The sequence below is a fragment of the Paraburkholderia sp. HP33-1 genome, from assembly GCF_021390595.1.
In the GTDB taxonomy this organism is placed as follows: Bacteria; Pseudomonadota; Gammaproteobacteria; order Burkholderiales; family Burkholderiaceae; genus Paraburkholderia.
In genome coordinates, this window is sequence record NZ_JAJEJR010000003.1 from 52961 (window position 1) to 66182 (window position 13222).

9 protein-coding genes are annotated in these 13222 nt (G+C 65.0%); 6 read left to right on the forward strand and 3 right to left on the reverse strand.

Annotated elements, in window-relative coordinates; genetic code table 11:
- Positions 1–45: 45 nt before the first annotated feature.
- Genes L0U81_RS27285 through L0U81_RS27295 form a run of 3 tightly spaced genes read right to left on the reverse strand, consistent with a single transcriptional unit; the run spans position 46 to position 4984 of the window.
- A complete protein-coding gene (locus L0U81_RS27285; protein WP_233808087.1) occupies positions 46–789 on the reverse strand; it encodes a dTMP kinase in 744 nt (247 codons plus the stop codon).
- 9 nt (positions 790–798) lie between these two features.
- Positions 799–3825 carry a tryptophanase gene (locus tag L0U81_RS27290; protein WP_233808088.1) on the reverse strand — a complete coding sequence of 1009 codons (3027 nt, stop codon included), beginning with the start codon at positions 3823–3825 and terminating at the stop codon, positions 799–801.
- Positions 3826–3874: 49 nt separating this feature from the next.
- Entirely contained in the window at positions 3875–4984 is a 1110-nt protein-coding gene (locus tag L0U81_RS27295) for a hypothetical protein (RefSeq protein ID WP_233808089.1), read from the reverse strand.
- 594 nt (positions 4985–5578) lie between these two features.
- On the opposite strand from L0U81_RS27295, the gene L0U81_RS27300 reads away from it, so the two are divergent.
- From L0U81_RS27300 to L0U81_RS27325, 6 genes are read left to right on the forward strand one after another with little or no spacing between them, the layout of a single operon-like run.
- Positions 5579–6349 carry a ubiquinone biosynthesis protein COQ4 gene (locus L0U81_RS27300; RefSeq protein WP_233808090.1) on the forward strand — a complete coding sequence of 257 codons (771 nt, stop codon included), beginning with the start codon at positions 5579–5581 and terminating at the stop codon, positions 6347–6349.
- Positions 6350–6366: 17 nt separating this feature from the next.
- Positions 6367–6696, forward strand: a complete 330-nt coding sequence (locus L0U81_RS27305; protein ID WP_233808092.1) for an acyl carrier protein — start codon at positions 6367–6369, stop codon at positions 6694–6696.
- Positions 6693–7610, forward strand: a complete 918-nt coding sequence (locus tag L0U81_RS27310; RefSeq protein WP_233808095.1) for a hypothetical protein — start codon at positions 6693–6695, stop codon at positions 7608–7610. Before L0U81_RS27305 ends, L0U81_RS27310 begins: the two co-directional genes overlap by 4 nt.
- 26 nt (positions 7611–7636) lie before the next feature.
- A complete protein-coding gene (locus L0U81_RS27315; RefSeq protein WP_233808097.1) occupies positions 7637–8719 on the forward strand; it encodes an SDR family oxidoreductase in 1083 nt (360 codons plus the stop codon).
- A gap of 18 nt (positions 8720–8737) precedes the next feature.
- Entirely contained in the window at positions 8738–10399 is a 1662-nt protein-coding gene (locus tag L0U81_RS27320; RefSeq protein ID WP_233808100.1) for a nucleotidyltransferase domain-containing protein, read from the forward strand.
- A 15-nt stretch (positions 10400–10414) separates the two neighbouring features.
- The gene (locus tag L0U81_RS27325; RefSeq protein ID WP_233808102.1) at positions 10415–13192 is read left to right on the forward strand and encodes a phosphoenolpyruvate synthase; all 2778 of its coding nucleotides are present in this window, start codon (positions 10415–10417) and stop codon (positions 13190–13192) included.
- The last annotated feature ends 30 nt before the right edge of the window (positions 13193–13222 follow it).

The window sequence follows — 13222 nt, forward strand, 5'->3', positions numbered from 1 at the left end:
GGTCTGATGTTCCATGCATCATGGTCCTGCTCGAAGGATAGATGCTCATCCAAACCTGTCGACGCGCATTTTGTCGCATACCTGAAAGCCCCGATTCAACCGTTCGATAGCAACGATATGACTGAATGCCGTGCGGAACGTCTCGTCGATACTGCGCTCCGCATCCAGCGCGACCACGCCGTTGACCTCGAACACGGCGCGATAGGCCGCCACCTGACGCATCAGAAAGCGCATCGGCGGCGGCTGGTCGTTCTCGTCGTTCCTTGCCCGCACGCGTCGGTGTGAAGTCGCGCCAGAAACGTTCAGGCCAAAGGCGACGTCGGGACGCAGCAGATGGCCAGCGATGCTGTGGAGCACCGGTGCAGTCTCGGCGGGATCGGAGCGCGTACCGATTTCAGCCTGAGACGTGTACACGTAGCGGTCGCAAAAGACGACGTCACCGCGTTCCAGTGCTGGGATCACCGTGTCGGTCATATGCTGGAAGAGGTCCCCCATGATGGACAGCAGAATGCCGAGCATGTCGACGCGCCGTGCGCTTCCATCGGGTCCGGAACCAGAATTCGAGGTATGCCAGTGGCTGTCGACCAATTGCCGGAACACCGCATCTTTCCGGATCCGGCGGGTCGGCGTAAACGTCGTCACGCAGTTGAGCCCCGCACGCGTGCACGCGCTTTCGAGCCTTGCCATCAGCGAAGATTTCCCCGCTCCATCCACACCGCACAACGTCACGAGGACGCCCGGATAATCGTGCGGTTTGAGCTTGAGCGCTTCGAAGACACTGTCCGACATGAGATCACCTCAGACCATGGCTTCGCGAGGCTCCGCGAGCATCTCGTCATGCGCCTCGATCGGCGCGAGGACCGCCGTGAAGTGCTTGAGCATTGCCGGTGCAGAGACGATGCGCATTCCGCGAATCGCATCGCGTCGTTGGTAGACGCGGATCAACGCAGCGGCAACCACTGCGAGGTGGCTATCGGTGTAGACGCGGCGAGGAACGGCCAGCCTCAGCAGTTCCAGCCTCGGGGGGCTGGCGGTGCCCGTCGACGGTTCTTCTTTCAGGAACGCCAGTGAGCCAAGACCGACAGCGCGAACCCCGCCCTCGAGATAAAGCTCGGCAGCCAGCGCCTCGGCCGGGAACTCCGAGCGCGGCAGGTGCGGGAGGAAGGCGGCCGCATCGACATACACCGCATGTCCGCCGGTCGGCCTCAGGATCGGAACGCCGCCGGCCAGCAGTCGGTCCCCTAGCCGTTCGACCTGCCGCACGCGGTGCTGAAGGTATTCGTCGTCGACCATTTCGCGCAGACCGATCGCGAGCGCCTCGAGATCGCGGCCGGCCATCCCTCCGTAGGTGACGAAGCCCTCGTGCAGCACGAGGAGCGGCACGACCTGCTCGTAGAGCGTCCTCGACCGTGTCGCGAGCAAGCCGCCGATGTTGACTAGCGCATCCTTCTTGCAACTGAACGTGCAGCCCTCGGCATAGGAAAACTGCTCCTTGAGAATGTCCGCTACCGACCGGTTCGCATAGCCGCTTTCGCGCTGCTGGATGAAGTAGGCATTCTCCGCGCAGCGCGCTGCATCGAAGTAGACCGGAATCGCAAACTCGTCGGCCAACGCCTTCACCGCGCGCAGGTTCGCCATCGATACCGGCTGGCCGCCGCCCGCGTTGTTGGTCAGCGAGACCATGATCAGCGGAACGTTGTCGCGCCCTTCGCTCTCGATCACGTTGCGCAGCTTCTGCACATCCACGTCGCCCTTGAACGGGTGCTCGACAGCGGGTTGGTAGCCGATTTCGGCGACGCACGGTATCGCGGTCCCGCCGGCAATCGATACGTGTGCCTCGGTCGAATCGAACGGCGCGTTGAACGGTACCACCTGTCCCGGCCGCACGAGGGTCCGAAACAGGAAGTGCTCGGCCGGCCGCCCCTGATGGGTCGGCAAGACGTACTCGAAGCCGAGCATGTCCCGCACGGCCTGCCTCAACTTCGTAAAACTGCGGGAACCGGCATACGACTCATCGCCGGTCATGATGCCCGCCCACTGGTTCGCGCTCATCGCGGAGGTGCCGCTGTCCGTCATCAGATCGATGTAGACGTCGTCCGCTTCGAGGTGAAAGACGTTGTACCCGGCAGCGGCAAGCCGCGCCTGCCGTTGCTCACGGTCGATCAGCCTGATCGGCTCGACCATCTTGATCCGGTACGGCTCAGGCGGGCCGTCATCTGAAAGCATGGACTGCTCCTGCGTTGAAAGTACGCGGGCCATCGGGTGATTGGCCGCTTCGGGCATCGCACGCCGCATCGGGCCTGATTCGATCGGCAAAACCGCGATCGGCGCCCACTCCGGCTCGCCGCCATGCGCGGACGCGCAGTGACCGCCGTGACCGTTGTGGGCCGCTTCGAAGCGTTTCTCGATCCGGTTCAGAATCGACCAGTACGCGCCCCGCTCGCCTTGCGCGATCGCTTCGACCAGCGCGTCGTTCGCGTTGTAGTTGAAGAGACTCGCATTGGCCCCGAAGAATCGCCGGTCATTGCCGATCAGATCGGCAATGAATTTCTGCGGGTCCGGGCCCAGTGAGGTCGGCAGATAGAACACCGGATGCAGAAGATCGTCGTTGCCTTCGATCCGGCCGTGAAGATTCGGATTCCCGACGTTCAGGCCTTCGCGGCGGATCATCTGTTCGAGTTCGGTTCCCGGGAAAATCCTGAGCCCGACCGTCACCGAAACGCGCTCGGGATCGACCCGTTTGATGAACTCGATCGTTTCGCGCACAGTTTCCTGCGTCTCACCCGGCGCGCCGAACAACAGTTCGATGATGTGCTCGAGGCCGTGGCGCTTCGCCGTATTGACCGCATGTTCGATGTCGGGGGCGCCAAAGGTCCGACGGAGTATCTTCAGCATCGTTTCGCTGGCGCTGTCGACGCCGAAGTTCATGCCGACACAACCGGCTGCTTTCATCGCGGCCGCCAGCTCATCGGGAAACGGCCGCGGCATACCATACGCATACCACTGGATTTTGCCGGCGAGCCCGTGCCGGATGATGGCCGCGCACAGCGCGAGAGGATGCGCGACGCTCAGATTGAATTCCGAGTCGTTGATGTGAAAGACGTTGACCCCGCGCTCGACCAGCGATGCCATCTCGGCGACGACATCATCGGGTTCGCGCATGCGCACCGTGCGGCCTTTGATCAGCGGCTCGACGCAATAGATACAGGAGCGATTGCAGCCGCGCTTCGTCTCGATGCCGATCTGGCCGCCTTTGGCGAAATAGTGCGGGTTGTTGACCAGTTCACGTTTGTGGGGCCCAAGTTTGGCCAGCGGACCGCATGCGTTCGGGGCGAGCGGCGTAGCGTGCACGCCGGCCGCATCGCGGTACACAACGCCGGGTATGTGCGTGAAACTTCCGCCTTCTTCGAGGCAGGTCAGGAGTTCGGGAAAGCTGAATTCGCCTTCCCTGACGATGCCGAAGTCGGCACCGAGATAGGCGAGCAGTTTGTCCGGCATCACCGAGTAACCCGCGCCGCCCATCACGACCGGGACCGGGCGCGCACGGCGAAGCAACGCGACGATGTCCCTGATTCTATCGAGGAAGCTGTAGCCGCTCGAAAAGTAGACGTCGTCGGTATTTCGCAGCGTCACACCCCAGTAATCCGGCGCGGCCGTGCGGCAGTGCGCGGCAATGGCCGCCTCGCAGTCGTCCGAGAAGCACAGGTCGAGCAGATTGAGCTCGAACCCCGCTCGCTCCATCGGTGCCGACAGGTAGTCGAACGCAATCGGCGCAATCGCCGGTTTGATCTGGTTCGTGTTGACGAAGGTGACGCGCTTGGCCATGTTCTATCGGCTCCGGTTCAAGGGTTCGCGAGGGTTCGCTAAAACGCGGCTAGACGGCGACGTCGATGGACATTTTCTGGCCCGCGCGGGCCACCGTCGTCTCGCTCATGAACTCACTGAAGCCATGCATCATCACCGCTGCAAGGTGCTGCGCCTTTTCCTCGCAATCGGAGAATGCATAGAAGCCCGGGCCAGCGCTGCTCATCCCCGCATACACCGCGCCTTCGCGTTGCATCGTTTCGTCGAATTCACGCATCACGTCGGTCCGGAAAATGCCCTCGAGCACCTTCATGTTGCTCATGCTGTTGAGCTCCCAACCGTGCTTCAGAAACGCGAACAGGTCGTTGCGATGCAGTGCCGGCCGCAATTTCATTTCGATGAAGTTGCGCCACGCGATCCCGTAGTGCTTCTGCCACTCGACAAAATGCGTCGGCACGAAGCCCGCCTCGGTGGTGCCGGACATGTCCGCGCCTTCGCCGTGGGCACGCAGCGCTTCGGTCGATAGCGTGTCGTAATTGCCGACGGCGGTCGTCACCCACAGGTTTTCCGAACTCAGATTGCCGAGGAAACGGCCGTTGCCGTGCTTCTCGTCGACCCAGACCAGCCCGCCGAAAAACAGGCACGCTTCGCCGACGCCGGTCTCGAGGCCGAAATACACGTGCTCGTCATCCTTCGCGTTCTCGACGTAGTTGCGGGTGATCATTTCCCACATGTCGTGCGGCGAAAACGGTGAGCCGAACAAGGCGTTCAGGCCCGCGAGCGTCGCCGTGTTGAACGACACGTTCGAGCCGAAGCCGCTGTGCTTGTGCTGGATGCTGCGCACCCGATCGACACGGATGTCGTCGCGTGCGTAGCCAACGGTCCGCTTGAACAACTCGAGCATGTGTCGCCCGCTCGGCACGTCGCAGCCGCCCTCGCCGCTCGTCGTCTTCGTGACGGTGATCCGGTGTCCGACCGTGCTCGTCGACACGCCAAGTCCGCCGCCGCCGAAGCCAGGCGCCATCTGCATAAAGTCGAATACGGCGAAGTGAAGGCGCCCTGGCACCGAGACCTCGGCACGGTCATAGCTCGGTACCGCGTCGCGCTCCCAGTGCGGCAACACAGTCAGATTCGCTCCCGGCAGGAACTGCCCCGCTTTTGCCTTCCACGCCTGATTCATTACTCCACCCCCATCCTCTTGAACATTCCCAAGCCAAACGCTTCGCGGACGCGGTGCCCCGCCGCCATCGATTGTTCGCGCTCCTCGCGCACGGTTCGTGCCAGGCATTCTTTTGCAGCACGCAGTGAGTCCTCGTCCGATGCAATGACGCAAGCAGACAGCCATATTTCAAAGGGCAGCGCGATACATCCGCACGTTTAGACGTTCGGACGTTGGTGTGCGAACGGGCTCGGTATCAAACGTCCCACAGTCGACCCGCGACCAACAGATTCCCTCCACCTGTTGGCCCAGCACCGACATCGAGACAGCGGCGACGGTCTCCCCGAACGTGGCTCGGGACATCGCAGACCCCATCCGAATCCGCGCGATACCCGCGCCCGCCTTTTGAGATCCGGGCACTCCATTCCGTCATTGCATGGTTAGAGGACGACCTCCGTGCCGCCGACGGATGACTGGCATGAACCCTGCAAAAAGCATCCGCAGGCAGTAGCCGTCTCAGCACGATTCCTCTTCGCCGTATCCGAACCCGAATCGAGTGGCATCGGTCGATCGCCATTCGTGACTCGCCCTCATGAGCTTTGCCCGGAGCCGCACATGACAGCAACCCTGAAGAACAACGCGATGGCGCGACGCCACATCGACTGGCCGCGCGCCTTGCGGGCGATCAAGGCGCTGAGGGCGAACGTCGACGATATTCAGCATGCCTATGAAGTGATGATCGCGCTCGACGGCGGCCAGATGGAGACGATGTACCAGCGTTTTCTCAGGGAGCCGGACGCCGGCGCGCTGCTTTCCGAGCAGCCGTCACTGCTCGCCACGCTCGCCGACTCCGACACGCTGCGCCGCTTGCCGCCAGGCTCGTTCGGCCGCGCTTACATGGCGATGATGGAGCACAGCGGCTACAGCGCCGATGGTCTGCTCCAGGCGAGCCGGCTGGCCGCGGGCCTCGAAGAAATCCTCCCCGGCCCGGACCGTCAGTGGTTCATCGAGCGCAGCGGCTGCATTCATGACCTGCTGCATGTGCTGACGGGCTATGGTCAGGACTGGGCTGGCGAGACCTCGCTTCTCGCCTTCGACTGCGGCCTCGAGCCGATGCGTGCGCGCATCGTGGGTCTGCTCGGCACCGCGCTGACTGCGCCCTGGTGGCCGAACTTCTGGGTCCATCGGTTTCTGCGCCGCGCGTGGCTGCGTGGCAAGCACGCCCGCATTCCCCTTTCGTTCCCGTGGGAAGAAGCATTGCAGTGGCCACTCGAAACCGTCCGCTCCGAGCTCGCGATCGAGCCGCTCGCGATCGCCCACCCACACGGCATTCTGGCCGGCGGCCAGACGCTGCCGTGGCGCTACGCCGCGTCGAGCAACGCGTGAACGGAAAGGAACCCAGCATGGCCACCGCACCGAAAAATGCGTCGACGCGAAACAGCGTATTCGAAGTCGTACGCACGCAGCTTCTTGGCGTCTGCCGCGAGCATCATCGCAACTTCGATGCCGAGATTCGCCTCGAGAGTTCGCTCATCGCCGATCTTGGACTCGATTCGCTGTCGCTCGTCGAAGCGGTGGTCGCAATCGAGCAGGCGTTCGGCATCGAGCGCCTGCCGCTGGAAGCGTTGAGCGAAGGATCCGGCGAAGCGCATTTCACAGTCGGATCGTTGGTCGACCTGTGCATCCGCCACACCGCAGTCCGTGTAGCCGCCGATGAGGGGATGCGCACATGAGCCCGCGCCTTTCGCTGGCCACCTCGGGTGCCAGGCGTGACCGGCTTGCCGTTGCGGCAGACGCTTTGCGCAACACGCTCGGCCGCATTCCGCTGGCGTGCGAGGCGGTGCCGATTGCCGGCGCGTTTGTCTGCTCGCTTCTGCTGTACGGACGCATAGCCGGCGTCGCCCTCGAACCGGGCTGGCGTGTATTGGCCGGCCTTGCGTCATTCTTCCTGCTGTTCGTCCAGCTGCGCCTGATCGACGACCTCGACGACCTCGACCGCGACTATCCCGCCGGGCACGCGCTGGCGGCGCGACGCGCGGCACTGCGCGTACGCCTCCTCGCCAGCCTCGCGGCAATCGTCGTCCTGCTCGTCGCGCTGAACGCCGGAATGAAGCACGCGTGGACAGCCGCCGCTGCCGCCACCGCCCTGGCCTTCGCCGCCCCGTTCGTTTTCAAGCGGCTGTTTCCGACCCGGCCGTTACTCTGCTTACCCGCTTTCGAGGGCGCGCCATTCGCCATCTTCACTTACAGCTATTTCTTCTGGCGCGACATGGCTGAGCGCGATCTGAGCGTCTACGTCGTCGTGTGCGTAGCGGGTTCGATGTGGACCGGCTACGAATTCTGGAAGTTCTCGCGCAAGGTGGGCACCACCGCGCTGCAGCCCTATCACCTCACGGCGCGCGGAATCCGGGTCGCGCTGAATGCCCTCCTGATTCTCTCGCTCGGCATCAACGTAGCGCTTGCGCGCCTGGCGGGCCTGTCGCAAACGTACTTGATCTATGCCGCGTTGCTGCCGCTCGTGTGGCTCGTCTTGCTCAACGTTTCCTGGCCAGGCCCCGCGAGCAGACCGGGCCGGCCACGCTGGGCCGGCACCCGCTTCGTCGTCGCCGTCGAGCTCGGACTGCTGGCCGCACTGCTCCTCAAATGACACGCAACCCTGGATCGTCACTCACTATGAACAAGCACGTTCTCGTCACCGGTGCACGAGGTCTGCTGGGCGCTGAAGTGATCGCCCGGCTCACGGCGATGGGGTATCCGGTCGTCGCCTTTCTGCGCTCCGATGGACCCGTGGTCCGCAACGACGGCACACCGCTCGCGACAACGGCTTACCGCGGCCACACGCCAGCCGCCGGAACTTTCGCATGTGTGCACGGCGACGTCGCCGAAACCCGCCTTGGACTCGATCCGGACACCTACGAGGCACTGCGCGCGACCACGTCCGCGATCGTCCACTGTGCCGCGCTAACGAGCTTTGGACGCAAGCCCGAGGTCTACGAGGCGATCAACTTTCGCGGCACGCAGCGCATCGTCGAGTTCGCGCAACGTAGCGGCGACGCGCCGATTCCGCTGCTCTATGTGAGCACCGCGTACGTCTGCGGCGAGCGCCCCGGCGTGTTCAGCGAGGACGATCTCGAACTTGGCCAGCGTCTGGGCAACCCGTACGAGCAGAGCAAGTACCGCGCGGAACAGTCGGTGCGAGCGGCAATGCGCAGCGGTCTGCCGGCGGCGGTCCTGCGCCCGTCGATCATCGTCGGCGACTCGGCGAGCGGCGTGATCCGCAAGTTCGACACGCTCTACACCGTCGTGCGCCTGACGGCCGCGGGCATCGTGCGCACGATGCCCGGCGACTACGGCGCGACGCTGAACATCGTGCCGATCGACTGGGTCGCGGACTGCGTGGCCGAGGCGCTGGCGAAGTTCCCACTGGTGCGCGGACGCACGCTGCATCTGACGTCGGGCACGCCCACGACGCTGCGCGAAATCAACGACGTATGCGCAGAGTTTCCCTCGTTTCACGTGCCTCGCTATGTGCCGCGGCATGTCTTCGACGCCGCCGCGATGAAGCCGCTCGAGCGGCGTTACTACGACGAGGTCGTCAAGCTCTACGAGTCGTACCTGACGCGCCAGGTGCGCTTTGCGCGAGACGCGACCGCCGCCATCCTGCCCGCCCTGCCTCGCGCGACCGGCAAAACGCTGCTGCGCAGGATCTTTCGTTATGGGATCGCGGCGGGTTACTTCGTGCCGCGCACGGCTTGACGTTCAGGAAACCTCACCATGTTGATGACTGATCCGATGCTCGCCGACCTCTGGCAAAAATCGCGTGCCACGCTAGGCGCCCAGTTCGAACAGCGAGCACCGAGCGCCGTCTTTCTCGAAGGCTCGATCGCCGAAGGCTTCGGTAATGAGCGCTCCGACGTCGACTTCGTCGCGATCGTCGATAGCGGGATTGAGCCGGCCACGATGCCGTACATCCTGTTCATCGACGGCCGCCGCGTCGAAGTAAGGTTGCTGAGTCCGGCGCGCCTGCGCCGCGAACTCGCGCAAGTTCGCGAAGCGCTCGGCAAAGGCCGTCGCGCGGTCGCGCGGCTGTCGTGGAATCTGCTCGAGCGTTGCCAGCGCTTTATCGGCGCGCTGCCGATCGACAACCCGGCGTTGATCGAGACGCTGCAAGCGGAGCTCGGCCGCGAGGCGCTCTGCGAGGCGGTAGCGCTGTGGTTCGAGGATTTCGCGCGTCAGACCGGCCGCTATGCGGTGGCGATGTTCGCGCTCGGCGAGCCCGACTACGCCCGCGCCTGGATCGGGACCGCCGCGTTTCACGCGGCCAAGAGTCACGTGGCGCGCCTCGGCGAGTGCTACATGAGCCCGAAATGGCTGTCGCTGCAACTCGAACGCGCAGCCGTCGATGCAGGGCGCGCCGGCCGTCTCTGGAACCTGCTGCACGCGCCGCGCGAGCATGGCACCGAAAGCGGGCTGCTCGCGGCGGGCGTCGCGCTGATCCGCGAGTTCGGCGTCAACGGTGTGAGCCTCGTGGCCGACAACGTGCTGATCGGCCCTGGCAAAGACACGACGACCTGGCAGATCGGCGAACGGGTCCATGTGCTGCGAGGCAGCGACGTGTTTGCGCTCGACGACGAAGCCGCCCAGGCCTGGCGGTCGATCACCTTCGACGCGCCATGCACGGCGATCGCCAGCCGTGGCGACGCGCAGGCGGCCAGCCGGCGCCGCGCGCTGATCGCCGACTTCAGCCGGCTCGGCCTCGTGAGCCTGCGCTGGAAGGGCGGCGGAGAAATCCACGCCCGTCAGCAGGCGACGTCGACGCCGGTGTCCCGTGCGCCCCTGATCTCAATCGACGGTGCGCGTCTCGCGGCCGGCCGCGCGAGCGGTGCCCAGTTGCTGCCGATGCCCGCCGGGCGCTTCGCCGAAGCGGGGCTCGAGATGATCTGGGCCAACATTGGCCTCGAGAACGCGCGTGAGGACGCCCAAGGCGCACTCCAGCGCGGCCAATGGAAGGTGCTCGAATACGCGCTGCAACGGATGATGCAGACCGCCTGCATGGTCACGCTCGGGGCGCACGGTGTGACGCCGCAGTCGACGATGGAAGAAGCGACGCTCGACGCGATCCGGCTGCTGCCGCTCGATGCGGTGCTGATCGACGGCATCCGCGAACTCGAACAGTGTTCGATCGGATCGGCACGCGATGCGCAGCGCTACGTCGCGCTGGCCGATGAGCTCGCGCAGCGTCTGCGCAACCTCGGCGGCGACCCGCAATTTCCAGCGAGCTTCGATACGGCGTCGGGTTGGCGCGGCACGATCCACGCCGCCTACGACTGGATCAACCTCGGCGCGCATCTGCACGCGCGCTTCCCGCAGACCGCTCACGGCGGACGCGGTACCGCCGAGGAAGCGAGAGATCTGCTCGCTTCGTCGAGCACCTGACCAACGGGGACCGCAATGAAGTTAGACACCATTACGCCTGCACGCGGGCAATTCGAAGCGGCAGGAAGCTGCGCGCCACACGAGGTCCACCCCGCGAGCGGCAGCGCCGCCCCGGCAGCATCGTCACGCGTGATCCTGACCGCGGCGAGTCCGGCCGACACCATCGAGCGGCTCGCCGGCAATAAGGGCAGATCGCTCCATCGGCTCGCGAACCTCGGCGTAGCGGTGCCGCACTGGGCGATCCTCGGTACCGACTGCTTCGCGGACTTCCGGCGCGATGCGGGCCTCGATCAAACCATCGCCGCGCTGCTGCGCGACTTCACGCCCGCGAATGCCGCCGCGATCGCGAGCACGATCCGCGAGGCCGTGCTGACTTGTGACATGAGCGCCGCGTTGCGCGCCGACATCGCACGCGCGTACGACAGCATCGGAGACGGGCCGCTCGCGGTGCGCTCGTCCGGTGTCGAAGAAGACAGCGCGAGCTTCTCGTTTGCAGGCCAGTTCGACACGTTCCTCGACGTCCGCGGTCTCGACTCGACGCTCGAACATGTGCGCCGGTGCTGGGCTTCTGCCTGGTCCGAGCGCTCGCTACGCTACCGGCATCAGCACGGACTCGATATCGCCGGCGCCGGCATGGCCGTGATCCTGCAGCGCCTCGTTCAGGCGGACACGAGCGGCGTCGTGTTCACGATCAATCCGGCGAACGGCAACCGCGACGAGCTCGTGTTGAGCGCCGTCTACGGGCTCGGCGAAGGACTCGTGTCGGGCGCAGTCGACGCAGACACGATCACCGTGGACCGCCACAGCGGACAGCATAAGCAGGTAGTGATCGGCGAAAAGCGCGAGCGTCATAACGGCCGCCACATCAGCGAAGTTCCGGCCGAGCTGCGCGATATAGCAGCCCTGTCCAACGACGAGATAGAGCGCGTCGTTGCGACGGCCCGCACGCTCGAAACCACGCTTGGCGAGCCGCTCGATATCGAATGGTGTATTGCGCAGAACCAGTTGTGGATCCTGCAAGCGCGCCCGGTGACCACACCGGTCGCAGCGGACCCCACGCGGACGGGCGAATTCCAGCTGTGGGACAACTCCAACATCGTCGAGAACTATCCTGGCGTGACGACGCAGCTGACGTTCACATTCGCGCAGCACGTCTATGCGCAGGTGTTCCGTGAGTTCTGCCGGCTGCTCGCAATTCCGCACAAACAGCGCCGTGAGATGGATGGCTTCCTCGGCTCGACGCTCGCGTTCCTGAACGGGCGCGTGTACTACAACCTGCTGCACTGGTACAAGCTTTCCGGGCTCGCGCCGTTCCAGGATCTCGGGCGCAAGATGATGGAAGTCCAGATGGGCGTCGGCGAGCCGCTCGATCTTGCGAGCTTCGCCGCGCTGATCACGCCGTACAAGGCCGGCTCGCGCGCCGCACTCGCCTGCATCCGGGCATTGAGCGGCGCGAAGTTCACGTGGCACTTCGCGCGTCTCGAGCGCAACGTCGAGCAATTTCGCGCGTTCTTTTATCCGGTCTACGACGAGTTCGACGCGCTCGACTATCGCTCGCTTCCCGCCGACGCCGTCTATGCGCACTACCGTCGCTTCGAACAGGCGCTGCTCGCGCGCTGGGGCATGATGATCGTGCTCGAATCGGCGATCGGTCTCAGTTACGGCGTCGTGCGGCGCCTGATCAAGCGGTGGATGCCCGATGCGCCTGACTGGCTCGAAGTGGCGGTCGTCGGGGGCATGGACGACATCGAGTCCATCGAGCCGGTCCGCAGGCTGGCCGCGATTGCGCAAGCCGTGCGGTTGAAACCGCAGATCGAAACGCTGATCCGCAACACGCCGTCGGCCGAAGCGTATGCGGCGCTGCGCGGATGCGGCGCGCCTGAGATCGTCGCCGCCATCGAGCGCTACCTCGCCGATTTCGCCTACCGCAGCAAGAACGAACTGAAGCTCGAAGAGCCCGATTTGCGCGAAGACCCGGGCGTGCTGTTCGATATGTTGAAGGTCTCGCTGGCGCATGGTGCCGCGTCGATCGATCGCACCGCCATCGAAGCGCGCATCGACGCCTTGTTGCGTGAGCGGCTCAATCCGCTGCAGCGCTGGATTTTTGCACGCGCGCGCAGCCGCGTGCGCGCCGCCATCCGGGCGCGTGAGACCGTGCGCTTTTGCCGTTCGCGCGCGTTCGGCGTCGCGCGCCGCATGTTCCGCGCGATCGGCGAGGGTCTCGCCGGCGACGGCGTGCTGGCGACCGGCCGCGACATCTTCCATCTGCGCCTCGAAGAAATTCGGGGGTGCTTCGAAGGCACCGTCTCTCACCGCGAACTGCGCCCGCTCGTCGAGCAGCGCAAGCGCGACGATGCGGCCTATCGTGACATGGATGACCTGCCGCCACGCTTCGTCACGCATGGCCCGGTTGCGGCCTGGCTCAGCCAACCCGCGAACCTCGCCGCGCTCCACGCGGCGCCTGCCCACGCGCCCGGCGCGACGCTGCGCGGCACGCCCTGCTCGCCGGGCTTCGCGGAAGGGCCGGCGAAGGTCGTGCGCGAGGCCAACGAGTTCGACGGCGGCATCCTCGTCACCTATCGGACCGACCCCGGCTGGGTACCGGTATTCGCGGCGGCGACCGGGCTGCTGATCGAGCGCGGCAGTCCGTTGACCCATGCCGCGATCGTCGCGCGCGAGATTGGCATTCCGACCGTCGTCCAGATTCCGGGCCTTACCACGCGCGTGCGTTCGGGGATGCAGCTGAAGGTCGATGGCCATAGCGGCGTGATCGAACTGCCCGAGCCGACCTGAAATGAACTGCCTGCCCGTTGACCATTGAAA